Genomic DNA, 26,160 nt, shown 5'->3' on the forward strand with positions numbered 1-26,160 from the left:
AAAGCCGTAGAATCCGCGGTGACCTATCGATCCCGCCACGCAAATCCGTCCAGCACCCTGAAGATGAAGAAAGCTTTCCCCCACTGCGCCGCCCTGATGGCCGCGTTTGCAGCATTGGCCGCGCATGCCGCCCCGCAGGCAGCGGCCACCGCCCCCACGACTACCGTCACCACCACCGCTGCCGCCTCCAATACCGCGGCACCACTGGGCTTGGAGCTTGGTAAGTCGAAATGCGCACGGCTCGCCCCGGCGGAAAACCATGCCCGCACCGGCAAGTCCGAATGGGCCGGCGGCGATACGGTTGAGCTCAAGCGCCTGGAGCGCTTCCACCTCGCCGGCCTGACACGCGTGACGCTGAACTGCGACGCGCAGGATACGGTGGCGCTGATCACGATGACCTTCGACCGTGCGGCGCTGGAAGACGTGCGGGGCAAGCTCGATGCGCGCTACGCGTCGCTGCGCAAGACCGAAGCCTCGGCGGAGAACGGCTATGCGGAGTGGGCCGCGGCCAATGGCAGCCTGGAACTGCTGTACGGCCGTGACGGCAAGCACTTCACCGTGGCCTACTGGGCCCGCAACGCCAAGGCAAAGTACTTCTCCTACAGCGGTGCCGGCAGCAAGCCGGCCGCTGCGGCCGCTGCGGCTGCACCGGCAGCGCCGGCAGCGCCGCAGCCCGCGCCGCTGTAATGCAACGCGGGCGCTCCGCTCAGTAGCCGGCCCGCCGGTCGACCTGGTTCAGCAGCGGCCGCCCGTCGCGCGCGCGGCGCAGGTTTTCGATGCACTGCTGCGCGACCAGCTCGTACGACGGATCGGCGGCGATATGCGGCGTCGCCTCGATGCGCGGGTGGGTCCAGATCGGGTCGTCGGCCGCCGGCGGCTCCTTGGCGAACACATCCAGCGCCGCGCCGGTAAGGTGGCCTTCGTCGATCAGCGCGAGCAGGTCGGCTTCGACCACATGCTCGCCGCGCCCCACGTTGATGAAGTAAGCGCCCTGCGGCAGCCGCGACAGCGTCTTGCGGTCGAGCATGCCGTTGGTCTGCGGCGTCAGTGGCAGCGTGCAGACCAGGATATCGGTCTGCGCCAGCATGGCGTCCAGCCCGTCGTCGCCGGTAAAGTCCGCCACGCCGGGCAGGTGCTTGGGGCTGCGGCTCCAGCCCGCCACCGGGAAGCCGATGGCCGCGAACATGCGCGCCACCTCGCTGCCGATCTCGCCCAGCCCAAGCACGCCCACGCGGCAGCGCGACAGCGCGCGCCCGCGATGGCGTTTCCATTCGCCGCGGCCCCGCTGCTCGGCATACACTCCCAGTTCGCGGGTATGGCGCAGCGCCATGGCCAGCACGAAGTGGGCGATGCCGGTCTGCTGGCCGGGATCGACGATGCGCGTGACCGGCATGTCCTGCGGCAGGTCCGGCGCGGCCAGCAGCTTGTCGACGCCGGCGGTGGCGGCGCAGACCAGCCGCAGCTTCGGGTAGGCGGGCAGCACGCCCGGCTTCAGGCCCCAGGCGATGATGGCCTCGACCTCTTCCGGCACGGCGGCTTCGCGGCCGTTCCAGATGGTGATGTCCGGCGCTTGCTCGCGCAGCAAGGCCGTGATGGGGACCGCCATGAACGACGGCAGGTGAACAAGAATGGCCATGGTCAGGTGTGGCTCAGTTGCGGCTCAGTTGCCGGCTCAGTTGCGATAGTCGGGGTTGATGCGATCCAGGCGGCGCAGCAAGCCGGGCCAGGCCAGGTTAGAGCCCTTGCCCTTGGTCGCCTGGCGCGCCTGCTGGCCCATGTTGGCGCTGGCGGCTTCGGGCACCATGGTCAGCGGCGTGCCGCCGCTCTGCGCCAGGATCTGGATGCGGCAGGCCGACTCCAGCGTGTACATGGTCAGGAAGGCATCGGACACGGTGCGCCCGCACGTCAGCAGTCCGTGGTTGCGCAGGATCATCTGCTTGCAGCGGCCGAGGTCGGCCACCAGCCGCGCCTTCTCGTCCTCGCGCAGCGCCACGCCTTCATAGTCGTGGTAGGCCAGCCCGGTCAGCGCGAACATCGATTGCTGCGAGATCGGCAGCAGGCCCGCCTGCTGCGCCGAGACGGCGACGCCGTGCGAGGTATGCGTGTGCATCACGCAGCCGACCTCGGGGCGTGCTTCGTGAACGGCGCTGTGGATGATGAAGCCGGCCGGGTTGACGTCGTACGGCGTCTCCAGCACGGGCTGGCCCTCGTGGTCGACCTTGACCAGGCTCGACGCCGTGATCTCGTCGAACATCATGCCGTACGGATTGATCAGGAACTGGTCCGGCGCATCGGGCACGCGCGCCGAGATATGCGTGAAGATCAGGTCGTCCCAGCCGAAGTGGGCCACCAGCCGGTAGGCCGCGGCAAGGTCGACGCGCATTTGCCATTCCGCGTCGGAAACGCGGTCTCTTACTGAATCGACGAGCTGGATCTGCGCCATCTGCATGGTCTCCCGGGGGTGAGGTGTGTGACTGGACGCAGGCATTGTCGCGGCGCACCGTGCCAAAGTCTGTTAAGTATTGGACAATCTCGGCTCAACCGGAACGGCAATGAGAAAGCAGGTGGCCAGCAAAGTGAAGCGCATCGAACCCGTGCGGGCGCTGCCGCGCAGCGTGCTGGCCAGCGGCTGGCTGCGCAATGCGCCGCCCCGCGTGCTCGACGCCGTGGCCGGCGCCGCACGCCGGCTGCGCTTTGCCGATGGCGAGATGGTGTTCGCGCGCGGCGATCCGCCGACTTACTTCTGCATGGTGGTGTCGGGGCGCGTGCGCATGAGCCGCGTCAGCAGCGGCGGGCGCGAGTCGGTGTATTCGGTGATCGGGCGCGGACGCTGGTTCGGCGAGATCTCGCTGCTCGACGGCAAGCCGCGCACGCATGACGCCTTCGCGGTCGGCAATACCGAGTTGCTGGTGCTGGACCGGCGCGCATTCGACCGGATCCTGGCGCAGCATCCGGAGGGGATGCACCTGATCGTGCAGCAGATCTGCGCGCGGCTGCGCGTGGCCTTCGACCACGCCGAGAGCGCGGCGCAGGCGCCGGTCGATGCGCGCATGGCGGCGCGGCTGCTGGAACTGGCCGACCGCACCGACCATGTCGTGCAGATCAGCGCCGAAGACCTGGGCGACATGGTCAACCGCTCGCGCCAGACGGTAGCCAAGTACCTGCAGGCATGGGAAGACGCCGGCTGGATCCGGCGCCAGTACCGGCAGATCGAATTGCTGGAGCCGGGCGCGCTCAAGCGGCTGGCGCGGCGCTGAGCACGCCCCGGGATAGCTCAGCTCAGTCGGCCGTGATCTTGCCCACCTCGATCACCTTCTTCCAGCGCGCATACTCCGACGCCTGGAACGCCGTGAACTGCTCCGGCGTATTGGCGACGATCTCGAAGCCCAGGTCGAGCAGCTTGGGCTTGACCGCGGGATCGTTGAGCGCCGCCACCACGGCCGAATGCAGCTTCGCCTTGATCTCCGGCGCCAGCCCCTTCGGCGCCGCCACGGCCTGCCACGAGTAGACCGTCACGCCCTTCACCCCGGCTTCATCCATGGTCGGCACGTCAGGCAGGATCGGCGAGCGCTTGCTGCCGGTGATGGCCAGCGCGCGCAGCTTGCCCGCCTTGATATGCGGGATCGCGGTGTTGATGTTCATGAAGGTGGCATCAACCTGCCCGCCCAGCAGATCGTTCAGCGCGGGCGCGCCGCCCTTGTACGGCACGTGCAGGCCGGCGGTGCCGGTCTGCTGCCAGAACAGCTCGGCGGTCAGGTGGTCGCTGGTGCCGTTGCCGGCAGAGGCGAAGGTCATCTTGCTGGGATGGGCCTTCTCGTAGGCAATCACGTCCTGCAGGCTCTTGTGCGGCGAGTTAGCGGGAACGGCCAGCACATTGGGCGCCTGCACCGCCACGCTGATGTAGTCGAAGTCCTTGAGAGGATCGTAGCCGGCGTTCCGGGTCAGGTGCGGCCCGATCACGAACGGGCCCAGCGACGACACGAACACCGTGTAGCCGTCGGCCGGCGCACGCTTGACCATGGCGGCGCCGATCATGCCGGCCGCGCCCGGCTTGTTGTCGACCACGAAGCTGCCGCCGAACTGCGACTGCATCTTGGCGCCCAGGATGCGGGCGACGTTGTCGCTGGAGCCGCCCGCGGGGAACGGCACCAGCAGCGTGACGGGCTTTTCCGGCCAGGCGGCGTGCGCGGTGGCCATGGCTGCGCCGAGCAGCAGGGATGCGATCAGCTTTTTCATGGGTTGTCTCCTGTTTGCTGTGTGTCTTGTATATGGGTTGTTCGGGGTTACGGCTGCTGGCCGAATTCCGCCTGCTGGCGCGTCCAGGCCCTTGCCTGCTCGCTCAGGCTCAGGCCCAATCCCGGCGCGGTCGGCACCTGGATGCGGCCGTTGCGGATCTGCAGGCGCTCGTTGAAGAGTGGCTCGAGCCAGTCGAAATGCTCGACCCACGGCTCGCGCGGATACGCGGCGGCAAGGTGCACGTGCAGTTCCATCGCAAAATGCGGCGCGAGCATCAGCCCCGCATGCTCGGCCAGTGCCGCCACCTTGAGGAAAGGCGTGATGCCACCGACGCGCGGCGCATCGGGCATCAGGTAGTCCGCGGCGCGGTGGCGGATCAGGTCCCAGTGCTCGGCGGCGCTGGTCAGCATTTCGCCGGTGGCGATCGGGGTGTCGAACTGCGTCGCCAGCGCGGCGTGGCCTTCGTGATCGTAGGCGTCGAGCGGCTCTTCGATCCACACCAGGTTGAACGACTCGAAGGTGCGGCACATGCGCTGCGCGGTCGGGCGGTCCCATTGCTGGTTGGCGTCGACCATGATCGGCACCGCGTCGCCCAGGTGCTCGCGCACCGCGGCCACGCGCTTGATGTCGAGCGCGCCGTCGGGCTGGCCCACCTTGAGCTTGATGCCGCCGATGCCGCGCTCGACCGAAGCCGCGGCATTGACCTTCAGCTGGTCCAGCGGCGTATGCAGGAAACCGCCCGAGGTGTTGTAGCAGCGCACCGCGTCGCGATGCGCGCCCAGCAGCTTGGCCAGCGACAGGCCGGCGCGGCGGGCCTTGAGGTCCCACAGCGCCACGTCGAAGGCGCCGATGGCCTGCGTCGACAGGCCGCTGCGGCCGACCGACGCGCCCGCCCAGCACAGCTTGTCCCACAGGCGCGCGATATCGCTCGGGTCTTCGCCGATCAGCGCCGGCGCGATCTCGGCCGCGTGCGCGAATTGGCCGGGGCCGCCCGCGCGCTTGCTGTAGCTGAAGCCCAGCCCCTCATGGCCGTTGGCGGTGCGGATCTCGGCAAACAGGATCGCCACCTCGGTCATCGGCTTCTGCCGGCCGGTCAGCACCTTGGCGTCGCTGATCGGCGTGGCCAGCGGCAGGTAGCTGGAAGACAGCCGGATCCAGGCGATGCTGTCGGCGGGTTGGGTGGACGATGTGGTTGCAGTCATGTTCAGGATCCGATTTCGTGGTTGGCCAGCAGCTCCAGCGCGCGCACCAGCGCGGAATGGTCCCAGCCAGCACCGCCGTGGCTCACGCAGGCGTTGAACAGCTCCTGGCAGGTCGCCGTGCTGGGCAGCGACACGCCCATTTCGCGCGCGTTGGACAGCGCGAGGTTCAGGTCTTTCTGGTGCAGCCCGATGCGGAAGCCGGGCTCGAAGGTGCGCTTGATCATGCGCTCGCCATGCACCTCCAGCACCTTGGACGAGGCAAAGCCGCCCATCAGCGCCTGGCGCACGCGCGCGGGGTCGGCGCCGGCCTTGGCGGCGAACAGCAGCGCCTCGGCCACGGCCTCGATGTTCAGCGCGACGATGATCTGGTTGGCGACCTTGGCGGTCTGGCCGGCGCCGTTGTCGCCGACCAGCGTGATGTTCTTGCCCATCAGCTCGAACAGGGGCCGCACGGTCGCGAAGGTTGCTTCGGGCCCGCCCACCATGATCGAAAGCGTGCCGTTGCGCGCGCCGACCTCGCCGCCGGACACCGGCGCATCGAGGTACCGGCAGCCCAGCGCGTTGATGCGGCTGGCGAAGCCCTTGGTGGCGATCGGCGAGATCGAGCTCATGTCGACCACGATCTTGCCCTCGCTCAGGCCGGCGGCCACGCCGTCTTCACCGAACAGCGCCGCTTCGACGTGCGGGGTGTCGGGCACCATCAGGAAGATGATGTCGGCGCCCTGCGCCACTTCGCGGCCCGACGCGCAGGCGATGCCGCCCAGGTCGACCAGCGCCCGCGGCGCACCGCTGCGGCTCGACAGCCTGACTTCATGCCCGCCGGCGATCAGGTTCTGCGCCATCGGGCTGCCCATGATGCCAAGGCCAATGAATCCGAGTTTCACGTTTTGCTCTCCTTGCGTTCGGTACGGTTCGGTGTTGTTTGTGGCCAGGCGGGCCTAGTAGCCGCTGCTGCCGGGCGCCGGGGCCGCGGTCTGCCGTGGCTGTCCGGCGCGCATCTCGGCCATGACCTGCTGCGCGCCTGCAGCCATCAGCCGCGCATCGGAACTGACCGTGACGAAGCCGAAGCCTTGCCCGATGCGGCGCAACGCGGCCGCCGGCGCGCCGTTATGGACGCCCGCGAGACGCCCGTGCGCCCTGGCTCGGGCAACCACGTGCTCGATGGCCTGTGCCACGGGCGGGTCGACGTCGTCGAAGGTCGGCCGGCAGCCCAGCGCGAGCGACAGGTCGGACGGGCCGATATAGACGCCGTCGAGCCCGTCGACCGACAGGATCTCGTCCAGGTTCTCCAGCCCTTGCCGGGTCTCGATCATCGCCAGCACCACCACGGTGTCGTTGGCGTGCTGGGCGTAGTCGGCGCCGCCGTACAGCAGCCCGCGGATCGGACCGAAGCTGCGCGCGCCCAGCGGCGGGTAGCGCGTGGCGGCCACCAGGCGCTCGGCGTCGGCGCGGGTATTGACCATCGGGCAGATCACGCCATACGCGCCGGCATCGAGCACCTTCATCAGGATGCCGGGCTCGTTCCACGGCACGCGCACGACCGGCACGGTGTCCGTGGTCGAGATCGCTGTCAGCAGCGCCAGTGCATCGGCGTAGTCAAGCGCGCCATGCTGCAGGTCGATCGTGAGCGAGTCCCAGCCCTGGTGGGCCATGGTCTCGGCGGCAAAGGCGCTGGGGATGGACAGCCAGCCATTCACCACGGCCTGGCCCGCCGCCCACATCTTCCGGATCCGGTTCTCGCGCATCTGGGTCTCCCTTGGCATTCGTAATACGTTGTCGTACAACATTTTATGAGGATACGACAAAGATTGTGCTGGGGATTACCCGGTATACTTGGTACTTCAGTCGGAACAATGTGCCATATATTGGCCTATAAAGTTGCAAATTTCGGCGGTTTAAAACTTTGAGTCCGCCAGAATCCGCCAAGGCGTCGAATTGCTCAATGTTATATGATGACTGATGATGGCTAGGTGGCGACCGAGTAACAATCTATTACACCCACGGCTAGCAAGCTCGGCTATGCTCCCGTCGCCCGCACGAAGCCGCGACATATCCGTCTGCCACGTGCCGTACGGCACCGACGACCGGAACCTTCCATGCCTCGACTTCCTGCCCTCCCCTTGTTGCCGCCGCGCTGCTGGCCGCGGCTTCCGGCATCGCCCATGCGCAGCACGTTACCGGCGGCATGGGCGAGCCCGTCAGGATCGGGGCATTTTCCGCGCCGGCGGAGCGCATCGACGGCGACCGCCGGCTGACGGCGCCTCGCGGTACCGGGCAGGCCAAGGCCGGCCCGGCACGCCGGCAAGGCACCGCGGGCCACGCCGCCCGCCCCACCGGCGCACCGGCATCCCGGCTGCCCGGCCGGCACCTGCCGTAACGTCGCGGCTCGAATATTCCAGCACGCATCCGGGGCGCCATCCCCGGCGCCGGGCGCGGCTCGTCTATTCACTATTCCTTACAATTGACGACAGGCCGACGCACTATCCTGCTGCGCATTCGGATCCCCCACAACAAGGAGAAATCGATGAAATCCGTCCTGGCATTGCTCGTTGCCTGTAGCGCCCTGCTCGGCGGCTGCGTGGTTGCCCCGTATGACACGTATGGCGGCGGGGGTCCCGGCTGCCCCCCGGGCCAGGCCAAGAAGGGCAATTGCCGCGTCGACCCGTACGGCAACGAATCCTTCTGTCCGCCGGGCCAGGCCAAGAAGGGCCGCTGCTGATCGTCCCGGCGGCGCCCGGCGCCCCGGCACGTCGGGCACCTGTTGCGCCGGGCATCGCACTGGTCAGAGAATGGCGGATGCGGGCATGACGCCCGCAGGAGAACGCCATGCAGCTTCGCATGCAACTTCGGCTCGCCGGCCGCCTGTGCGCGGCCGCATGGCTGGCCGGCACGCTCGGGGGCTGCGCCACGCTGCAGCCCGTACAGACCGGACAGAAGTTGATCGGCAGCCCGGAAAGTGCCGTGCGCCAGACCTTCGGGCCACCCACCGAGACTTTCCGCCTGGCTGACGGCACCACGCGCTGGCTGTGGTCGCGCCAGCCCTTCGGCCATGAGGTCTACGCCGCCGATTTCGATGCCGGCGGCAGGCTCACCAGCTACCGCCAGATGCTGACCGAAATGGAGGTCTATCGTGCCCAGGTCAATGTCTGGACCAAGAAAGACATGCAGGAGCATTTCGGCCTGCCCCGCGAACCCATCCAGTACTATCCCCTGATGAAGCGCGAGGCGTGGTCGTGGCGGATGTACAAGGACGGCCTGCAGAGCGCGCATTTCAGCGCTTACTTCGATGACGGCGGAGTGCTGCGCCAGACCATGATCATCGTCGACCCGCTCGGCGGCGACTCGCGCCGCTCGCGCTGAACCGGCACGGGGCAACGCACGGGCGCGTTGTCCCAGGCATGCCGGTGTCATTGCCGGCAGCAGGGACTCCCGGGGTCCCGTGCCGTTTTGCGCGCAGAATGGAGGGTAGACCCATCCCTCCACGCGGAAAACGAACGTGACCACTGCGATCCTGCTCGAGAACATTCACCAGAGCGCCACCGCACGGCTGGCCGAAGCCGGCTTGCAGGTCGAACGCCGGACCGGTGCACTGGCCGGTCCTGAATTGCGCGAAGTACTGGCCAGCCATGACATAGTCGGCATCCGCTCGGCCACGCACCTGCGCGGCGACGATATCCGCAGCGCCCCGGGGCTGCTGTCGATCGGCTGCTTTTGCATCGGCACCTCGCAGGTCGACCTGGAGGCCGCCACGCATGCGGGCATTCCGGTATTCAACGCGCCCTTTTCCAACACGCGCTCGGTGGCCGAACTGGTCGTGTCCGAAGCGGTGATGCTGCTGCGCCGGATCCCCGAGAAAAACACGCTCGCGCATGCCGGCAAGTGGGCCAAGGGGGCCAGCGGCGCCTTCGAGGCGCGCGGCAAGACCATCGCCATCGTCGGCTACGGCAATATCGGCTCGCAGGTCGGCGTGCTGGCTGAATCGATGGGCATGCGCGTGGTCTACTACGACGTGCTGGCGCGGCTGTCGCACGGCTCGGCGCGTGCCGCGGGCTCGCTCGAAGAAGCGGTGTCGCAGGCCGAGGTGGTGACGCTGCATGTCCCGGCCACGCCGCGCACCAGGAACATGATCGATGCGAGCGTGCTGGCCGCGTTCAAGCCTGGCGCGATCCTGATCAATGCCTCGCGCGGCAGCGTGGTCGACATTGGCGCGCTGGCCGCGGCGCTGCGCGAAAAACGCCTGGGCGGCGCCGCCATCGACGTGTTTCCGCAAGAGCCCAAGACCAACAACGATCCGTTCATCAGCGAACTGCAGAACCTGTCCAACGTGCTGCTGACCCCGCACGTCGGCGGCAGCACCGAAGAGGCGCAGGAGAATATCGGCGCCGAGGTCGCGGCCAAGCTGGCGCACTTCCTGGCGACCGGCGGCACCATCGGCGCGGTGAACTTTCCCGAGGTCGATCCAGGTCCCCTGCAGGCACCGGCGCGGCTGCTCAACGTGCATGGCAACGCGCCGGGTGCGCTGGCAGCGCTCAATACGCTGCTGGCGCAGGAAGGGGTCAACATCACCGGCCAGCACCTGCAGACGCGCGGCACCACCGGTTATGTGGTGACCGATCTCGACCGCGTGCCGTCGGACCAGCTGATGCAGGCGCTGCGCACGCACGCCGGTTTCGCGCGCTCGCGCCTGATCCTGCGGGAAGGCACTGGCCAGGCTGGCTGATGCTGTTGCAGGGCGCCCTGCGCCCCGCTTGCCGGAGCAATGGTCACAGCATTGTTCCAAGTCCCAAGAAATCACTATTGCGGCCACTATCATCAAGTGGCGCATGTTCTGCCCCTACCGTTCGCGCAGTGGCAGCACCGCATCGCTCGGGGCTTGCATCCGCACCACACCGACAGCGGAGTGATGACATGAGATCAATGAAACGAAGCGGGGCAGTTCCCGGCATCACCGGGCAGCTGATAGTGGGTGGAGTCCTGGCGCTGGCCCTGGCCGGCATCGCGGTGGCGCAAACGGGCACGATCACGTTTCGCGGGGCCATCGTCAATCCGTCATGCGGCTTCACGCCCACGGCGGTACAAGTGCACGCGCGCTGCGTCGATGCTACGGGACGGACGGTCTCGGCACCAGTGCCGATGCCGCCGGTGCGCGCCGGCGCGCACGCGCGTGTCGCCACGGCGACGATGCGCGTGGAGCCGGTGTTCCGCAGCCTGCTCGGCGGGCGGCGCGGCAGGCCGGACGGCTACATGATGGTAGTGACTTACCAGTAGGCGTGGCACACGGGCGGCGCGGCCGCCCGTGCTTTCGTTCAATCGAGCCGGATATCCGAGGCGCGGATCGCCTCGGCCCAATAGGCCTGCTCCTGCTTCACTACGTCGGTGAACGCCGCCGGCGATGAACCCTTCAGCAAGATGCCGAGGTCAACCATGCGCGCGCGCAGGTCGGCGTTGGTCAGCACGCGATTGACGTCGACCGACACCTTGTCGACGATGGCGCGTGGCGTTCCCGTTGGCGCGAACAGGCCGATCCATCCCTGCCGCTCCAATCCCGGCACGCCGCCCTCCTGGAACGTCGGCACGTCGGGCAGCAGCGGCGAGCGTGCCTGCCCGGCAACGGCGATCACCTTGAGCTTGCCGGTACGCGCATGCTGGCGCGCCGACACCGCGGCCACCATGGCGGCAGGCAGCTGGCCGCCGAGCAGGTCATTGAGCATCGGGCCCTCGCCCTTGTACGGCACGTGGGTCAGCGGCACGCCCGCGTTGCGGCCGAAGATCTCCATGTAAAGGTGTCCGCTCGAGCCCAGCCCGTACGAACCGTACGGCAGCGGCTTGCCGAGCTTGCGAATGTAGTCGACCAGCTGCCTGATGCTGGCGGCGGGCACGTCGGGCTGCACCACCAGCGCGAGGTGCGACGTTGCCAGTTCGGAGATCGGCGCAAAGTCCCGCACCGGGTTGAAGGTCGCCTTGGTATAGAGGCTGGGCGCCTGCACCAGCCCGGTCAGCGCGAACAGCAGCGTATAGCCGTCGGGCTCGGCCTTGGCCACCATGTCGGCACCGATCATGCCGCCGGCGCCGGGCCGGTTGCCGACCACCACGGCCTTGCCCCAGGCCTTGGCCAGGCCGTCGGCGATGGCGCGCGCGACCACGTCGCCGGTGCCGCCCGCCGCGTACGGCATCACGATGCGCACCGTGCGTGCCGGATAGGCCGCGCCTTGCGCTCGTGCCGTCCAGCCGGTGCCCGCCAGGGCCGCGCCCGCGGCGCCAAGACCCAGTTGCCGCAGTACCCTGCGCCTGCCTTGCTGCATTGCTTGTCTCCTTGGTTTCCTGTCATGGGGCCGGTGGCATCCGGGCAGCGCCCGTGCCGGCCTGTACTGCGCCACGCTGCCGGCCGGCCTCTGCGTGCCGTTCCGGGCAGGTGCCGGTATGGCTCCCTGCTGCGCGCCCAGCGGCGCGTGCGGGCCACTTTAGGCGCGGCACGCGGCGGTGTCGTCCATCGAAAGGAGCAATATCCCACCGGCCGCCAAAATCGTCCAAACGAACTAGGACGCAACCCTGAGGCACGTGGAAGAATCGGCCGCACTCAAGCCCCGCCCGCGCCATGGCGCCCCAGGAACGTCTTGCACCCGCCTGCCCTTCACGCCACCGCCGGGGCCGTCCGGCCCCGGCCCGCCGTCCTTGCCTCCAAGCTCGCCCCGCCGGTGGCGCATGCGGCCATGTTGCACCGCCCGCACCTGGTGGCGCAGATGGCCGAAGCGCGCGCGGCACGCGTGATCGTGCTGCGCGCCGCCGCCGGCTTCGGCAAGACCACGCTGATGCAGCAATACGCCGCGCATTGCCTGGCGCAGCACCATGCGGTCGCCTGGCTGCGCCTGGACGCCGGCGACAACGACCTGGAGCGCCTGCTGGTGCACCTGGAAGCGGGCCTGGCGCCATTGCGCGGCAAACGTGGGGCGTCGGCCGAGACAGGTGACAGCGGCCCGCGGCTGGCGCACGCCCTGCTCGAGCGGGTGGGCAGCGCGTCACAGCCGTTCGCGATCGTGCTGGACGATCTCGAAACGCTGCATGGCGCACCAGCGCTCGACTTCCTGCAGCAGCTGATCGCGGCTCTGCCACAGTGCGGCACGCTGGTGGCCGGGTCCAGGGCCACGCCGGAACTGGGCCTGGGGCGCCTGCGCGCGCGCGGCCAGCTGCTGGAGATCGCGCCGGCGGCGCTGCGCTTTTCTCTGCAGGAGACCTCCGAGCTGCTGCGCGGCCGCTGCGCCCTGCCGCTGCGCGACCCCGACATCGCCACGCTGCACCGCGGCACCGAGGGCTGGGCCACGGCGATCTACCTCGCGGCGCTGTCGCTGCAGCAGCGCAGCGACCACGCGGCCTTTGTCGCGTCGTTCTCCGGCACACACCTGGAACTGGGCGAGTTCCTTGCCGAAGACATCCTCGCGCGGCAGTCCGACGCCTGCCGCGCCTTCCTGCTAGACACCAGCGTGCTCGGCCAGCTCAGCGCACCGCTGTGCGATGCCCTCACCGGCCGCGACGACGCGCGCCAGATGCTCGACCACCTCGAGCGCGCCAACCTGCTGCTGTTCCCGCTCGACGCCGAGCGCAACTGGTTCCGCTACCACCGCCTCTTCGCCAGCTTCCTGCAGCACCGGCTGGCCGCGCAGGCACCGGGCCGCGCGCCGCAGCTGCATCTTGCCGCCGCGCGCTGGTACCTGGCCAACGGCTACCCGGTACCGGCTGTTGACCACCTGCTGCAGGCAGGCCGCCACGACGAAGCGCTGGCCGCAATCGCCAGCGAATCGGGCGCGCTGCTGGCCACCGGCCGCGTGCGGCTGCTGCTGCGCTGGTTCGACCAGGTTGCACCGGCGGCGCTGGGCCGGTTGCCCACGCTTGCGCTGACGCGCGCCTGGGCGCTGCTGCTCAACCGCCGCCACGGCGAGGCCATGGCCGCGGTCGAGCCCTTCCTGGCGCAGGCAGCGGTTGCCGACACCAGCGTGGCCGTGGAGGCGCAGACGCTGCACTGCGTGGTGCTGGCCATGGCCGACCGGGTCCAGGCCTGCCGCGACGCCGCCACGGCCCACCTGCACCGGCTCGCGCCGGACGACAGCTTCCAGTACTGCATCCTCGCCAATTCGCTGGCCTATGCGCTGATCTGCACGCACCGCTACGACGAGGCCCGCAGCGTGCTGTCGCGCGCCATGCAGCGCGCGCCGCGCCCGCTGCCGATGCGCGGCATCACCGACAGCCTGGAAGGCGTGATCGATCTGGTACAGGGCCGGCTCGGCAATGCGCTGGCACGCTTGCGCGCGGCCTCCGGCGGCAGCTGGGGCGGCTGGAGCGCGACGCCCGGCGAAGTCACCGGCGGCAAGCCTTCCAGCGACATCTGCTGGGCGCAGGCACTGTACGAGCACGATGCCATCGACCATGCCGAGCGGCTTCTCGCCGGCGCGCTGCCCTACAGCAAGGGCAATGGCCCGCCCGACGCACTGATCGCCTGCCACGTGCTGAGCGCCCGCGTGGCGCTGTTGCGCGGCGACCGCGGCCAGTGGCTGCAGCGCCTTGCCGAACTCGAGCAGCTCGGCCAGCAGGCCGGTGCCGCGCGCGCGGTGTGCTCGGCGTGGCTGGAGCGCGCGCGCGTCGCCACGCTGGAAGGCCGGCTCGAAGCCGCCGCCCAAGCCGTGCGCGCCGCGCAGCTGTACGGCGCCTGGGAAGCCGGCGACGCCGCCGGCCACGCCAACGATATCGAGCGGCCGAGCGTGGCGCGTTGCCGCCTCGCCATCGCGCAAGGCGAATTCGCCCACGCTCGCGACCTGCTCGAACCTGCCATCGCCACCGCGCTGGCACACCAGCGCTACTGGCGCCTGATCCGCCTGCGCCTGCTGCGCGCCGCCGCGCTCGACGGCCTGGGCCAGCGCGATGCGGCACTGCAGGATATCACCGAGGCATTGCGGCTGGCGAGCCATGAAGGCTTTGTGCGCAGCTTCCTGGACGAAGGCGAGCGCGTGGCCGCGCTGCTATGCGGCTGGGCTGCCACGCACCTGCCGCAGGCTGCGGCGCTGGGTGTGGCGGCGCCGTTCGTGGCCGGGCTGCTGGCACGGCTGCAGCAAGGCCGTGATGCCGGCACGCAGGCAAGCCCGCCCGCGGTTGAATCGCCCACGGCCAGGGCTGGATCGGCCGATCCGCTGACCGCGCGCGAACTCGAAGTCCTGCATATGCTGTCGGCCGGATACCGCAATCGGGTTATCGCGCAGAAACTGTTTGTCTCGGAACTGACGGTCAAGTCGCATCTGCGCCGCATCCATGCCAAGCTGGGCGCGCAGAGCCGCACCGAGGCCGTCGCGCTGGCGCGGGCGCGCGGGCTGCTTGCGTGAGCCATCGCACCAAATCTTGCAAAAGCCGCCAGAACGCCGCACGAGTGCAGTCTTGACACCTTCGACCGCGCTTCCTTTAATGGTGTTACGCATCAGGTGCATTGCCTGACCACTTTCACCGATTACTTCAAGTCATGATGGAAACCGGGGAAGTCCACGATCCGCAGCGCAAGAAAGAAGAACTGCGCAGCTTCCTGTTCCTGACCGCCGTGATGGTGCCGGTGCTTTCCGTCATCGTCGTGGCAGGCTATGGGTTCATTGTCTGGATGACCCAGCTGGTCAGCGGCCCCCCAACGCACTGAACGCGTGGCGCGCCTTTGGCGCCATTGATGTTAGATAAGAACAAGCTGCAGCACAGACTGAAACGGCATTGAACCGGAGCTTCCGCATGCCCGCAGCCAGATGTGCGATCCCCATCCAGCCGCTGCCAGCCAGCGACGAGTGGCATATTGCCGGTATCGTCGTGCATGCGCATCCGGCCAGCGTGGCGCAAGTGCGCAGCGCCATCGAATCCCTCACCGGCGCAGAGGTCCACGCCGCCAGCGATGCCGGCAAGCTCGTGGTCACCATCGAAGCGCCCACTTCGCGCGCCATTGCCGCGCACCTCACCTACCTCCACCAGCTCCCCGGCGTGCTGTCGGCCGCGCTTGTCTACCAGCACAACGAAGACGCCGATGCCATGAGCGAGACCATCTACGAGGAGGGCGCCAGATGAACATCTCCCGCCGCGATTTCATCAGGCAGACCGCCGTCGCCGCAACGGCATCGGTGGCCGGCGTCACGCTGCCGGCCGGAGCCGCCAACTTTGTCACGGACAGCGAGGTGACAAAGCTGAAATGGTCCAAGGCGCCGTGCCGCTTCTGCGGCACCGGCTGCGGGGTCACGGTGGCGGTCAAGGACAACAAGGTGGTTGCCACGAACGGCGACCCGCAGGCCGAGGTCAACAAGGGGCTGAACTGCGTCAAGGGCTATTTCCTGTCGAAGATCATGTACGGCCAGGACCGGCTGACCAGGCCGCTGCTGCGCATGAAGAACGGCCAGTACGACAAGAACGGCGAATTCGCGCCGGTCACTTGGGAACGCGCCTTCGACGAGATGGAGCGCCAGTTCAAGCGCGTGCTGAAAGAGAAAGGCCCGACCGCGGTGGGCATGTTCGGCTCGGGCCAGTGGACCGTATGGGAAGGCTATGCTGCGTCCAAGCTGTACAAGGCCGGCTTCCGCTCCAACAATATCGATCCCAATGCACGCCACTGCATGGCATCTGCGGTGCAGGGCTTCATGCGCACCTTCGGCATGGACGAGCCGATGGGCTGCTATGACGATTTCGAGGCGGCCGATGCCTTCGTGCTGTGGGGCTCGAACATGGCCGAGATGCATCCCATCCTGTGGACCCGCATCACCGACCGGCGCCTGAGCCATCCCAAGACCCGCGTGGCGGTACTGTCGACCTTCACCCACCGTTCGTTCGACCTGGCCGACATCCCGGTCATCTTCAAGCCTCAGACCGACCTGGCGATGATGAACTACATCGCCCACTACATCATCAAGAACAACAAGGTCAACAAGGACTTCGTCAACAAGCACACGGTGTTCAAGGAAGGCGTGACCAACATCGGCTATGGGCTGCGTCCCGAGCATCCGCTGCAGAAGGCGGCCAAGAACGCGGCCGATCCCGGCGCCTCGCGCCCGATCACGTTCGACGACTTCGCGCGCTTCGTGGCCAAGTACGACGCCGATACCGTCAGCAAGCTGTCGGGCGTGCCCAAGGCCAAGCTCGACCAGCTGGCCGAGCTCTATGCCGATCCCAACATCAAGGTGATGTCGCTGTGGACCATGGGCTTCAACCAGCATACGCGCGGCAGCTGGGCCAACAACATGGTCTACAACCTGCACCTGCTGACCGGCAAGATCGCCACGCCGGGCAACAGCCCGTTCTCGCTGACCGGACAGCCGTCCGCGTGCGGCACCGCGCGCGAGGTGGGCACCTTCTCGCACCGGCTGCCGGCGGACATGGTGGTGACCAATCCCAAGCACCGCGAAGAAGCCGAGCGCATCTGGAAGCTGCCGGCGGGCACCATTCCCGACAAGCCGGGCTACCACGCCGTGCTGCAGAACCGCATGCTCAAGGACGGCAAGCTCAATGCGTACTGGGTGCAGGTCAACAACAACATGCAGGCGGCGGCAAACCTGATGGAAGAGGGCTTGCCGGGCTACCGCAATCCCGCCAACTTCATCGTGGTGTCTGACGCCTATCCCACCGTCACCGCGCTGGCGGCGGACCTGATCCTGCCCAGCGCGATGTGGGTCGAGAAGGAAGGCGCCTACGGCAATGCCGAACGCCGCACGCAGTTCTGGCACCAGCTGGTCGATGCGCCGGGCGAGGCGCGCTCCGACCTGTGGCAGCTGATGGAGTTTTCCAAGCGCTTCAAGGTCGAGGACGTCTGGCCCGCCGACCTGATCGCTAAGAAGCCGGAATACCGTGGCAAGACCCTGTTCGACGTGCTCTACCGCAACGGGCAGGTCGACAAGTTCCCGCTCAAGGAAGTCAGCACCGAGTACCACAACGCCGAGGCCAAGGCCTTCGGCTTCTACGTGCAGAAGGGGCTGTTCGAGGAATACGCCACCTTTGGCCGCGGCCATGGCCACGACCTGGCGCCGTTCGACGCCTACCATGAGGCGCGCGGCCTGCGCTGGCCGGTGGTCAACGGCAAGGAAACGCGCTGGCGCTACCGCGAAGGCAGCGATCCCTACGTGAAGGCCGGCACCGGCTACCAGTTCTATGGCAACCCCGACGGCAAGGCGGTGATCTTCGCCCTGCCCTACGAGCCGCCCGCCGAATCGCCCGATCAGGAGTATCCGTACTGGCTGGTCACGGGGCGCGTGCTGGAGCACTGGCATTCCGGCTCGATGACGCGCCGCGTGCCCGAGCTGTATCGCGCCTTCCCCAACGCGGTGGTGTTCATGCATCCCGAGGACGCCAAGGCCATGGGCCTGCGCCGCGGCGTGGAAGTGGAAGTGGTGTCGCGGCGCGGGCGCATGCGCTCGCGCCTGGAGACCCGCGGGCGCGACGCGCCGCCGCGCGGGCTGGTGTTCGTGCCGTGGTTCGACGCCAGCCAGCTGATCAACAAGGTAACGCTGGATGCGACCTGTCCGATCTCGCTGCAGACCGACTTCAAGAAGTGCGCGGTCAAGATCGTCAAGGTCTAGCGCGGCCGATACCACAGGGAGACGCCATGAAACCGAGTCGATCCTGGCTGCCACTGCTGGCCTTGCTCACGCTGCTGCTGGCGGTGCTGGCGGCGTTGCCGCTGCCGGCGCGCGCGCAGCAGCAACAGCAGCAGGGGGTGGTCGATGCCATGCGCGGGCCCACCCCCATCGCCAACGAAAGCAAGGCGCCGATCCTGTACCCGACCGAGAACAAGGACATCCGCCGCAACCGCAACTACACCATGCAGCCGCCGACGATCCCGCACAAGATCGACGGCTACCAGCTCGACAAGGACTTCAACCGCTGCATGTTCTGCCACGCGCGCACCCGCACCGAAGAAACCCAGGCGATCCCGGTCAGCATCACGCACTACATGGACCGCGACAACAACGTGCTGGCCGAGGTGTCGCCACGCCGCTATTTCTGCACGCAGTGCCACGTGCCGCAGGCGGACGCCAAGCCGCTGGTGGGCAATAGCTTCATCGATGTCGAGCAGATGCTCAAGCGCAAGCTCGGCGCCAAAGGAGCAGCCGACACCAAGGGAGCGGCCAAATAAGGGAGCAACCAGATAGCAGCGCCCGGCCCCGACCTCAACCTCATTGCGGATGCGCGCCATGCTCGACCTGCTCAAGCGCTACTGGCGGACCATCAACCGGCCCAGCGCGTATTTCAGCCTGGGCTTCCTGACGCTGGGCGGCTTTATTGCCGGCCTGGTGTTCTGGGGCGCGTTCAATACCGCGCTGGAACTGACCAACACCGAGCAGTTCTGCACCGGCTGCCACGAGATGCGCGATAACGTCTACCAGGAGCTGCAGGGCACCATCCACTTCACCAACCGCAGCGGCGTGCGCGCCAAATGCTCGGACTGCCACGTGCCGCACAACTGGACCGACAAGATGGCGCGCAAGATGCAGGCGTCCAAGGAGGTCTGGGCCAAGATCTTCGGCACCGTCGACACGCGCGAGAAGTTCCAGGCGCACCGTCTCACGCTGGCGCAGCACGAATGGGCCCGCTTCAAGGCCAACGATTCGCTGGAATGCCGCAACTGCCATGACTACCAGTCGATGGATTTCACGCGGCAGAGCCCGCGCGCGCAAGCCATGCACTCGACCTACCTGGCCAACAAGGAAAAGACCTGCATCGACTGCCACAAGGGGATCGCGCACCACCTGCCGGACGTATCCAAGGCCGAGGAGAAATGACGCGTGCTGCCACCCGCCGCCCGGCCCGGTTCGATCCCTCCCGCGCTGAGCGGTGAAGGGCTCGGGCTGTCGCGCGCCGGCCGCCCGGTGCTGCGCGGCATCGACCTGGCGCTGTCGCCCGGCTGCCTGCTGCAGGTACTGGGCGCCAATGGCAGCGGCAAGACCAGCCTGCTGCGCGTGCTGTGCGGCCTCGCCGTGCCGGACCAAGGCACGCTGCACTGGCACGGCCGGCCGCTGCGCGCCGGCGATCCTGCCTACCTGCAGGCGCTGGCCTATGTCGGCCATGCCAATGGCATCGACCCGGACCTGAGCCCGGCTGAAAACCTGCGCTTTGCCGCGCGCATGGCCGGCACCGACGCGGCCGGCACGGTCGCGAGTGCCCTGGCCGCGCAGGCGCTGGAGCGTGTCGCGCACACGCCGGTGCGCGCGCTGTCGCAAGGGCAGCGGCGGCGCGTGGCGCTGGCGCGCCTGTCGCTGGCGCGGCGCGCGCTGTGGCTGCTCGACGAACCGGTGGCAGCGCTGGATGCCGACGCCTGCGCGCGCTTCGACGCGCAGCTCGACGCGCACCTGGCAGCGGGCGGCATGGCCGTGATCGCCACCCACCAGCTGCTGCGCGCCGGCGGCACGGTGCTGCGGCTGGAGGCGATGGCATGACCCGCACCCTGGCCGCCATCGTCGCGCACGACGTGTCGCTGTCCTGGCGCCGGCGCGCCAGCCTGTTCGGCAGCGTGGTGTTCTTTGTCATCGCGGCGAGCCTGTTCCCGCTGGCGATCGGTCCCGAGCCGCAGCAGCTGCGCGCGCTGGCGCCCGGGATCCTGTGGGTCACGGCGCTGCTGGCGTCGATGCTGTCGCTGTCGCGGCTGTTCGCGCAGGAGCACGCCGATGGCAGCCTCGACCAGCTGCTGCTGTCGCCGCATCCGCTGGCGCTGCTGGTGCTGGCGAAGATCGCGGCGCACTGGCTGACCAGCGGGCTGCCGCTGTTGCTGCTGACACCGTTGCTGGCGCAGCAGTACGGGCTGCCATGGGGTGCATCGCTGCTGCTGTCGGCCTCGCTGCTGGTTGGCACGCCGGCGCTCTCCCTGATCGGCGCGGTGGGCGCCGCGCTGACGCTGGGCGTGCGCGGCGGCGCGGTGCTGCTGTGCATCCTGGTGCTGCCGCTGTGCGTGCCGGTGCTGGTGTTCGGCGCCAGCGCCGCGGCCGCGGCCGACGCCGGGCTCGACGTGGTGCCGCAGTTCTCGTTGCTGGGCGCGTGCCTGGCGCTGTCGCTGTTCCTGTGCCCGCTGGCCACTGCCGCGGGGCTACGCATCGCCATGGAGACACCGGCATGAGCCAGCCGCTGCCATCGCTGCCCACTGCCGGGGCGCCGCGGGCGCGTTTTGCCTGGACGGCATACGCGGCGCCAGTACGGTTCTATCCGCTGGCCGGACGCATGGCGCCGTGGTTCTTCGCCGCGGCGGCGGTGTTCGCCCTCGCCGGCTTGTATGTCGGCTTTGCCCTGGCGCCCACCGACGCGCAGCAGGGCGAGGTCTACCGCATCATCTTCATCCACGTGCCGGCGGCATGGATGTCGATGTTCATCTACCTGGTCATGGCCGGCTACTGCGCGCTGGCGCTGGTGCTGCGCACACGGCTGTCGTCGATGATGGCCTCGGCGCTGGCGCCCACCGGCGCGCTGTTCACGGCGCTGGCGCTCTGGACCGGTGCGCTGTGGGGCCAGCCGACCTGGGGCACGTGGTGGGTCTGGGATGCGCGGCTGACCTCCGAGCTGATCCTGCTGTTCCTGTACCTCGGCTTTATCGCACTGGAATCTGCCATCGACGAGCCGCGCCGCGCCGAGCGCGCCTGCGCGGTGCTGGCGCTGGTGGGCGTGGCCAATATCCCGGTGATCTACTTCTCGGTGCAGTGGTGGAACACGCTGCACCAGGGCGCTTCGGTCAGCCTGACGGCGGCGCCGTCGATGGCGGCCACCATGCTGGCGGGCATGCTGCTGATGACGCTGGCGTGCTGGATGTACACCATCGCCGTGGCGCTGGTGCGCGTGCGCTGCATCCTGCGCGAGCGCGGCGAAGTGCCGGTTACCGGAGAGACATCATGACCCATTCGCTGCTCCCGCAGGTGCTGCCATACGGGCACCATGGCCTTTTCATCGCCGGCGCGTTCGGCATGAGCGCGCTGCTGCTGGCGCTGGAACTGGTGCTGCTGGCGCGCCGCTGCCGCGCCAGCGCGCGACAGGCCAGCACGCGCCAATGACGCCGCGCCAGCGCCGCTTCGGCATGCTCGCCGCGGCCCTGGCCTGCGGCGGCATCGCGCTGGCGCTGGTGCTCAATGCCTTCCGCTCCAACCTGGTGTTCTTCTTCAGCCCCAGCCAGGTGGCCGCGCAGGAAGCGCCGGTGGCGCGCAGCTTCCGGCTTGGCGGACTGGTCGAACCCGGCTCGATCCGGCGCGAAGGCGACGGCATGACCGTGCGCTTCGTCGTCACCGACACCGCGCGGCAGGTGCCGGTGCGCTACCGCGGCCTGCTGCCCGACCTGTTCCGCGAGGGCAAGGGCGTGGTCGCGCGCGGCAAGCTGGAAGCCGACGGCACCTTCGTCGCCAGCGAGGTGCTGGCCAAGCACGACGAGAACTACATGCCGCCCGAAGCCGCCGATGCTCTCAGGCAGGCTGAACAGGTGAACCGCCGCATGGCCGGGGCGCCGACGCAGGGAGCGCGTCAATGATTGCCGAACTGGGGCACTTCGCGCTGATCGTCGCGCTGCTGGTCGCACTGGTGCAGGCGGCAGTGCCGCTGGCCGGCGCGGCAAGCGGCAGGCTGGCGTGGATGGCGGTGGCGCGGCCGGCGGCGCGCGTGCAATGCGTGCTGGTGGCATTGTCGTTCGCGGCGCTGGCATGGAGCTTCGCCGCCAGCGACTTCAGCGTGCGCTATGTCGCCGCCAACTCCAACAGCGCCCTGCCGCTTGCCTACCGCATTGCAGCGGTATGGGGCGGGCATGAAGGCTCGATGCTGCTGTGGACGCTGATGCTGGCGCTGTGGTCGCTGGCGGTGGCGCGCTACAGCCGGCAACTGCCACTTGCGGCGGTGGCGCGCGTGCTGGGCGTGATGGGGGCGATCAGCGCGGGCTTCCTGCTGTTCCTGCTGTTTGCCTCCAACCCCTTCATACGGTTGCTGCCGCCGGCGATGGCGGGGCGCGACCTCAATCCATTGCTGCAGGATCCCGGCATGGTCTTCCACCCGCCGCTGCTCTACATGGGCTATGTCGGTTTCTCGGTGACCTTTGCCTTTGCCGTGGCGGCGCTGCTGGCCGGGCGCGTCGACGCCGCCTGGGCGCGCTGGTCGCGGCCGTGGACCACGGTGGCGTGGGCGTTCCTGACGCTGGGCATCATGCTGGGCAGCGCGTGGGCATATTACGAGCTGGGCTGGGGCGGCTGGTGGTTCTGGGATCCGGTCGAGAACGCCTCGTTCATGCCATGGCTGGCGGGGACCGCACTGATGCATTCGCTGGCGGTCACGGAGAAGCGCGGCGCGTTCCGCGCGTGGACCGTGCTGCTCGCCATCTTCACGTTCTCGCTGAGCCTGCTCGGCACCTTCCTGGTCCGCTCCGGCGTGCTGACCTCGGTGCATGCGTTCGCGGTCGATCCCAGGCGCGGCATCTTCATCCTGGCGCTGCTCGGCCTGCTCACCGGCATCGCGCTGGCGCTGTACGCATGGCGCGCCCCGCGCTTGTCGTGCGTGTCGCGGCGGGCCGAGTTTGCCGCGGTCTCGCGCGAATCGCTGCTGCTGGCCAACAACGTGCTGCTGGCGGTGGCGGCGGCGACGGTGCTGCTCGGCACGCTCTACCCGTTGCTGGTCGATGTGCTGGGACTGGGCAAGATCTCGGTCGGCCCTGCCTACTTCGAACAGGTGTTCGTGCCGCTGATGGCTCCGGCGGTGCTGCTGATGGGCGCGGCGCCGCTGGCGCGCTGGCGCCATGGCAGCCTGCCCGACATGGCACGGCGGCTGCGCTGGGCCGGCATCGCCAGCGTGGCCATCGGCCTGGGGCTGCTGCTGGTGCTGCGCAACGCCTCCGCCATGACCGGGCTGGGGCTGCTGCTGGCGGCATGGTGCGTGCTGAGCGCGGTGGCGAGCCTGGCGGCCCGGCTGCGCCACCAGCAGGGGCGCAGGTTCAGCGCGCTGCGCCAGCTCGCGCCCAGCTACTGGGGCATGCTGCTGGCGCATGCCGGCGTCGGCATCTTCATCGCGGGCGTGACGCTGGTCACCGGGCAGGAAAGCCTGCGCGAACTGCCGATGCGCGCGGGCGATACCGTCAGCGTCGGCGGCTACGACTTCCGCTTCGCCGGCGTGAGGCAGGTCGCCGGTCCCAACTACGACGCGCTGCGCGGCACGCTGTCCGCATCGCGCGACGGCAAGCGCGTGGCGGTGCTCCATCCCGAGCGCCGCATCTACCGCAGCCAGGACATGCCGACCACCGAGGCCGCGATCGACAGCGGCCTGACGCGCGACCTGTATGTGGCGCTGGGCGAGAACGTGGCCAACAGCGTCGATGGCAGCGCCTGGGCCGTGCGCATCCACGTCAAGCCCTTTGTCGACTGGATCTGGGCCGGCTGCGTGCTGATGGCGCTGGGCGGATTGGTGGCCGCGTGCGACAAGCGCTACCGGCTGCGCCGCCGCGTCGCGGCCGAAGCCGCGCCCGCACCGGTGACTGAACCTGCCGCGCCCGCACTGGCCTCCACGCGCGAGGAGACGCCGGCATGACCCGCTTCCTGCTGCCGCTCGCCGCCTTCCTCGCGCTCGCCGTTGCGCTGGCGGCGGGGCTGCGCCACGATCCGCGCGAGCTGCCCTCGCCGCTGGTAGGCAAGGCCGCGCCGGCCTTCACGCTGCCGCTGCTGGAACCGGAAGGCCGCACGCTGGCGTCCGCCGACATGCGCGGCAAGGTGTGGCTGCTGAACGTGTGGGCCTCGTGGTGCGCGGCCTGCCGCACCGAACATCCGGTGCTGGTCGACTTCGCCGCGCACGCGCCGGTGCCGCTGTACGGCCTGAACTACAAGGACGAGGCCGGCGCCGCACGCGACTGGCTGCAGCGGCTCGGCAACCCCTACACCGCATCGCTGGTCGACGCCGACGGGCGCGTGGGCATCGACTACGGCGTCTATGGCGTGCCCGAGACCTTTGTCATCGACCAGCAGGGCGTGGTGCGCTACCGCCAGGTCGGCCCGGTCACCCGCGAGGTGCTGGAGCAGAAGCTGATCCCGCTGATCGAGCGGCTGCAGCGCCAGGGAGGCGGCCATGCGTAGGCTGCGCGCTGCGCTTGCCCTGTGGCTATGCTGCCTGCCGCTGCTGGCGGCTGCCGCGCCGACCGAGGCCGAGCTCGATGCGCGCGTGCATGCGCTGTCCAATGAACTGCGCTGCCTGGTGTGCCAGAACCAGACGCTGGCCGATTCCAACGCCGACCTGGCCGTCGACCTGCGCCGCCAGATCCGCGAGCAGCTGCGCGGCGGCGCCAGCGACCAGGCGGTCAAGGACTACCTGGTGCAGCGCTATGGCGACTTCGTGCTGTACAAGCCGCCGCTGCGGCCGCTGACGTGGCTGTTGTGGTTTGGTCCGCTGCTGCTGGTTGCCGGCGTCGCATGGGCAATCGTGCGGGCTCGCGCGCGTCACTGCGGCACGGGCGCTGCACTTGACGACAGCGCGCGGCGCGACCTCGAAAGCCTGCTCAACGCCTCCGCCGATCCTGCCCGCCCCAGACAACCATGACGACCTTCTGGCTGCTCGCCGCCGCGCTGATCGCCGCCGCCATGGCCGGACTGCTGTGGCCGCTGCTGCGCCGCCACGCCATTACCGACCCTGGCACACCGGAGCGCACGCTGCTGGTCGACCTGTACCGCGACCAGTTGCGCGAACTCGACGCCGACCTGCGCACCGGCACGCTGAGCGCGGCCCGGCATGCCGAAGCCCGCGACGAACTCGGCCGCCGGCTGCTGGATGAAGCCGCGGACACCGCCACCGGCACACCCCGCGCGAGCACGTCTGCACTGCTCGCCGCGGCGTTGCTGGCGGCGTTGCCGAGTGCCGCCATCCTGCTCTATCTGCACCTGGGCAACCCCGTCGCTCTCTGGCGCGCCGGCGACATGCCTGAGGCCGGCGGCAGCCAGCACCAGCTCAGCGGCGCGCAGGTAGAAGGCATGGTCAACCAGCTGGCGCAGCGGCTTCACGAAGCGCCGGCCGATCCCGCAGGCTGGGCCATGCTGGCGCGCTCCTACAGCGTGCTGGAGCGGTATGCCGACGCGGCCGCGGCCTACGCCCGCGCAGTCGAGCTGGCGCCCGAGGTGGCATCGCTGCGCGCCGATTACGCCGACGTGCTGGCCAGCCTCAACAACGGCTCGCTGCAAGGCGCGCCCATGGCGGAGATCAGCCGGGCACTGGCGCTGGATCCGGATGACCCCAAGGCCCTGGCGCTGGCGGCCAGCGCTGCGGTGGAGCGCGGCGACAAGCAGGCGGCGATCGGCTACTGGGAGCACCTGCACCGGCTGCTGCCCCCGGACTCGCAGACCGCGGCGCGCGTGGCCGCCAACCTCGCCGCGGCGCGCGGCACGTCCGCCGCGCAGCCGGCGCAGATTACCGGCATGGTCACGCTCAGCGAAAAGGCCGGGCGCACGCCGCAGCCAGGCGACACCCTCTTCGTCTACGCCCTGCCCGCCGACGGCTCGCGCATGCCTCTGGCGGTGCTGCGCCGGCAGGCGCGCGACCTGCCGCTGACGTTCACGCTGGACGACGCGATGGCGATGCGGCCCGACCGCAAGCTGTCGGCACACACGCAGGTGGTGGTGGAGGCGCGCATTTCCGCGAGCGGGAATGCCATGCCGCAGTCGGGCGACCTGGTCGGGCGCAGCGTTCCGCTGGCAGTCGGCAGCGAAGGCGTGCGGATCGCCATCGACGCCGCCGTGCCATAGCA

At 69.0% G+C, this 26,160-nt stretch carries 29 protein-coding genes; 22 read left to right on the forward strand and 7 right to left on the reverse strand.

Annotated features, from left to right (window positions below; all coding sequences use genetic code 11):
* The first annotated feature begins 63 nt into the window (after positions 1-63).
* Positions 64-687, forward strand: coding sequence for a hypothetical protein (locus ACAD63_RS29825; protein ID WP_135703719.1), 624 nt, complete (start codon positions 64-66; stop codon positions 685-687).
* A 19-nt stretch (positions 688-706) separates the two neighbouring features.
* Here the strand turns inward: ACAD63_RS29825 and ACAD63_RS29830 are convergent, their stop codons facing one another.
* Both ACAD63_RS29830 and ACAD63_RS29835 read right to left on the reverse strand, forming a co-directional pair.
* Positions 707-1,636: a 2-hydroxyacid dehydrogenase gene (locus tag ACAD63_RS29830; RefSeq protein ID WP_434034207.1), complete on the reverse strand. Its 930-nt coding sequence runs from the start codon at positions 1,634-1,636 to the stop codon at positions 707-709.
* 36 nt (positions 1,637-1,672) lie between these two features.
* Positions 1,673-2,443, reverse strand: coding sequence for a class II aldolase/adducin family protein (locus ACAD63_RS29835; protein WP_133095327.1), 771 nt, complete (start codon positions 2,441-2,443; stop codon positions 1,673-1,675).
* Positions 2,444-2,564: 121 nt separating this feature from the next.
* Between ACAD63_RS29835 and ACAD63_RS29840 the strand changes: the two genes are divergently transcribed.
* Positions 2,565-3,257 (forward strand): Crp/Fnr family transcriptional regulator, encoded by a 693-nt coding sequence (locus tag ACAD63_RS29840; RefSeq protein WP_434034208.1) that lies wholly within the window; start codon positions 2,565-2,567, stop codon positions 3,255-3,257.
* 22 nt (positions 3,258-3,279) lie between these two features.
* Here ACAD63_RS29840 and ACAD63_RS29845 read toward each other — a convergent pair whose 3' ends face one another.
* Genes ACAD63_RS29845 through ACAD63_RS29860 form a run of 4 tightly spaced genes read right to left on the reverse strand, consistent with a single transcriptional unit; the run spans position 3,280 to position 7,183 of the window.
* Positions 3,280-4,236: a Bug family tripartite tricarboxylate transporter substrate binding protein gene (locus ACAD63_RS29845; protein ID WP_434034209.1), complete on the reverse strand. Its 957-nt coding sequence runs from the start codon at positions 4,234-4,236 to the stop codon at positions 3,280-3,282.
* 47 nt (positions 4,237-4,283) lie between these two features.
* Complete coding sequence (locus tag ACAD63_RS29850; RefSeq protein ID WP_133095330.1) at positions 4,284-5,438, reverse strand: L-talarate/galactarate dehydratase; 1,155 nt, start codon at positions 5,436-5,438, stop codon at positions 4,284-4,286.
* A gap of 2 nt (positions 5,439-5,440) precedes the next feature.
* Positions 5,441-6,322 carry a 2-hydroxy-3-oxopropionate reductase gene (glxR, locus tag ACAD63_RS29855; RefSeq protein WP_434034210.1) on the reverse strand — a complete coding sequence of 294 codons (882 nt, stop codon included), beginning with the start codon at positions 6,320-6,322 and terminating at the stop codon, positions 5,441-5,443.
* Positions 6,323-6,376: 54 nt separating this feature from the next.
* Positions 6,377-7,183 (reverse strand): HpcH/HpaI aldolase family protein, encoded by an 807-nt coding sequence (locus ACAD63_RS29860; protein WP_133095332.1) that lies wholly within the window; start codon positions 7,181-7,183, stop codon positions 6,377-6,379.
* Between the two features lie 440 nt (positions 7,184-7,623).
* Here ACAD63_RS29860 and ACAD63_RS29865 point away from each other — a divergent pair, with 440 nt between their 5' ends.
* From ACAD63_RS29865 to ACAD63_RS29885, 5 genes are all read left to right on the forward strand, one after another.
* Complete coding sequence (locus ACAD63_RS29865) at positions 7,624-7,815, forward strand: hypothetical protein (protein ID WP_434034211.1); 192 nt, start codon at positions 7,624-7,626, stop codon at positions 7,813-7,815.
* A gap of 147 nt (positions 7,816-7,962) precedes the next feature.
* Positions 7,963-8,157, forward strand: coding sequence for a hypothetical protein (locus tag ACAD63_RS29870; RefSeq protein ID WP_133095334.1), 195 nt, complete (start codon positions 7,963-7,965; stop codon positions 8,155-8,157).
* A gap of 119 nt (positions 8,158-8,276) precedes the next feature.
* On the forward strand, positions 8,277-8,798 hold the full coding sequence (locus ACAD63_RS29875) for a hypothetical protein (protein WP_133095404.1): 522 nt from the start codon (positions 8,277-8,279) through the stop codon (positions 8,796-8,798).
* Between the two features lie 136 nt (positions 8,799-8,934).
* Positions 8,935-10,158, forward strand: coding sequence for a phosphoglycerate dehydrogenase (gene serA, locus ACAD63_RS29880; protein ID WP_434034212.1), 1,224 nt, complete (start codon positions 8,935-8,937; stop codon positions 10,156-10,158).
* Between the two features lie 188 nt (positions 10,159-10,346).
* Complete coding sequence (locus tag ACAD63_RS29885; protein ID WP_434034213.1) at positions 10,347-10,706, forward strand: hypothetical protein; 360 nt, start codon at positions 10,347-10,349, stop codon at positions 10,704-10,706.
* A 38-nt stretch (positions 10,707-10,744) separates the two neighbouring features.
* Here the strand turns inward: ACAD63_RS29885 and ACAD63_RS29890 are convergent, their stop codons facing one another.
* Complete coding sequence (locus tag ACAD63_RS29890) at positions 10,745-11,740, reverse strand: tripartite tricarboxylate transporter substrate binding protein (RefSeq protein ID WP_434034214.1); 996 nt, start codon at positions 11,738-11,740, stop codon at positions 10,745-10,747.
* Between the two features lie 408 nt (positions 11,741-12,148).
* Between ACAD63_RS29890 and ACAD63_RS29895 the strand changes: the two genes are divergently transcribed.
* The 15 genes from ACAD63_RS29895 (at position 12,149) to ccmI (ending at position 26,158) form a co-directional block, all read left to right on the forward strand.
* Positions 12,149-14,803: a LuxR C-terminal-related transcriptional regulator gene (locus tag ACAD63_RS29895; protein ID WP_304524028.1), complete on the forward strand. Its 2,655-nt coding sequence runs from the start codon at positions 12,149-12,151 to the stop codon at positions 14,801-14,803.
* Between the two features lie 137 nt (positions 14,804-14,940).
* Positions 14,941-15,105, forward strand: a complete 165-nt coding sequence (napE, locus tag ACAD63_RS29900) for a periplasmic nitrate reductase, NapE protein (RefSeq protein WP_029044694.1) — start codon at positions 14,941-14,943, stop codon at positions 15,103-15,105.
* An 86-nt stretch (positions 15,106-15,191) separates the two neighbouring features.
* Positions 15,192-15,518 (forward strand): chaperone NapD, encoded by a 327-nt coding sequence (locus ACAD63_RS29905; RefSeq protein WP_133095339.1) that lies wholly within the window; start codon positions 15,192-15,194, stop codon positions 15,516-15,518.
* A complete protein-coding gene (gene napA / locus ACAD63_RS29910) occupies positions 15,515-18,010 on the forward strand; it encodes a periplasmic nitrate reductase subunit alpha (RefSeq protein ID WP_135703710.1) in 2,496 nt (831 codons plus the stop codon). Before ACAD63_RS29905 ends, napA begins: the two co-directional genes overlap by 4 nt.
* A gap of 26 nt (positions 18,011-18,036) precedes the next feature.
* Positions 18,037-18,567 carry a nitrate reductase cytochrome c-type subunit gene (locus ACAD63_RS29915; RefSeq protein ID WP_195431472.1) on the forward strand — a complete coding sequence of 177 codons (531 nt, stop codon included), beginning with the start codon at positions 18,037-18,039 and terminating at the stop codon, positions 18,565-18,567.
* A 58-nt stretch (positions 18,568-18,625) separates the two neighbouring features.
* The gene (locus ACAD63_RS29920) at positions 18,626-19,213 is read left to right on the forward strand and encodes a cytochrome c3 family protein (RefSeq protein WP_116319902.1); all 588 of its coding nucleotides are present in this window, start codon (positions 18,626-18,628) and stop codon (positions 19,211-19,213) included.
* Positions 19,214-19,216: 3 nt separating this feature from the next.
* Positions 19,217-19,867, forward strand: coding sequence for a cytochrome c biogenesis heme-transporting ATPase CcmA (ccmA, locus tag ACAD63_RS29925; RefSeq protein WP_431189857.1), 651 nt, complete (start codon positions 19,217-19,219; stop codon positions 19,865-19,867).
* A complete protein-coding gene (gene ccmB, locus ACAD63_RS29930; protein WP_135703709.1) occupies positions 19,864-20,541 on the forward strand; it encodes a heme exporter protein CcmB in 678 nt (225 codons plus the stop codon). Before ccmA ends, ccmB begins: the two co-directional genes overlap by 4 nt.
* A complete protein-coding gene (locus tag ACAD63_RS29935) occupies positions 20,538-21,308 on the forward strand; it encodes a heme ABC transporter permease (RefSeq protein ID WP_135703708.1) in 771 nt (256 codons plus the stop codon). The genes ccmB and ACAD63_RS29935 overlap by 4 nt, the downstream gene beginning before the upstream one ends.
* Positions 21,305-21,463 carry a heme exporter protein CcmD gene (gene ccmD, locus ACAD63_RS29940; protein WP_133095344.1) on the forward strand — a complete coding sequence of 53 codons (159 nt, stop codon included), beginning with the start codon at positions 21,305-21,307 and terminating at the stop codon, positions 21,461-21,463. The genes ACAD63_RS29935 and ccmD overlap by 4 nt, the downstream gene beginning before the upstream one ends.
* Positions 21,460-21,930: a cytochrome c maturation protein CcmE gene (gene ccmE, locus ACAD63_RS29945; protein WP_133095345.1), complete on the forward strand. Its 471-nt coding sequence runs from the start codon at positions 21,460-21,462 to the stop codon at positions 21,928-21,930. Before ccmD ends, ccmE begins: the two co-directional genes overlap by 4 nt.
* Entirely contained in the window at positions 21,927-23,963 is a 2,037-nt protein-coding gene (locus ACAD63_RS29950; protein WP_434034215.1) for a heme lyase CcmF/NrfE family subunit, read from the forward strand. Before ccmE ends, ACAD63_RS29950 begins: the two co-directional genes overlap by 4 nt.
* On the forward strand, positions 23,960-24,502 hold the full coding sequence (locus ACAD63_RS29955) for a DsbE family thiol:disulfide interchange protein (RefSeq protein WP_133095347.1): 543 nt from the start codon (positions 23,960-23,962) through the stop codon (positions 24,500-24,502). The genes ACAD63_RS29950 and ACAD63_RS29955 overlap by 4 nt, the downstream gene beginning before the upstream one ends.
* Positions 24,495-24,962 (forward strand): cytochrome c-type biogenesis protein, encoded by a 468-nt coding sequence (locus tag ACAD63_RS29960; protein WP_135703705.1) that lies wholly within the window; start codon positions 24,495-24,497, stop codon positions 24,960-24,962. Before ACAD63_RS29955 ends, ACAD63_RS29960 begins: the two co-directional genes overlap by 8 nt.
* Positions 24,959-26,158 (forward strand): c-type cytochrome biogenesis protein CcmI, encoded by a 1,200-nt coding sequence (ccmI, locus tag ACAD63_RS29965; RefSeq protein WP_434034216.1) that lies wholly within the window; start codon positions 24,959-24,961, stop codon positions 26,156-26,158. The genes ACAD63_RS29960 and ccmI overlap by 4 nt, the downstream gene beginning before the upstream one ends.
* Positions 26,159-26,160: the final 2 nt, after the last annotated feature.

This window comes from Cupriavidus sp. a3 (assembly GCF_051015765.1).
Taxonomy (GTDB): Bacteria; Pseudomonadota; Gammaproteobacteria; order Burkholderiales; family Burkholderiaceae; genus Cupriavidus; species Cupriavidus oxalaticus_A.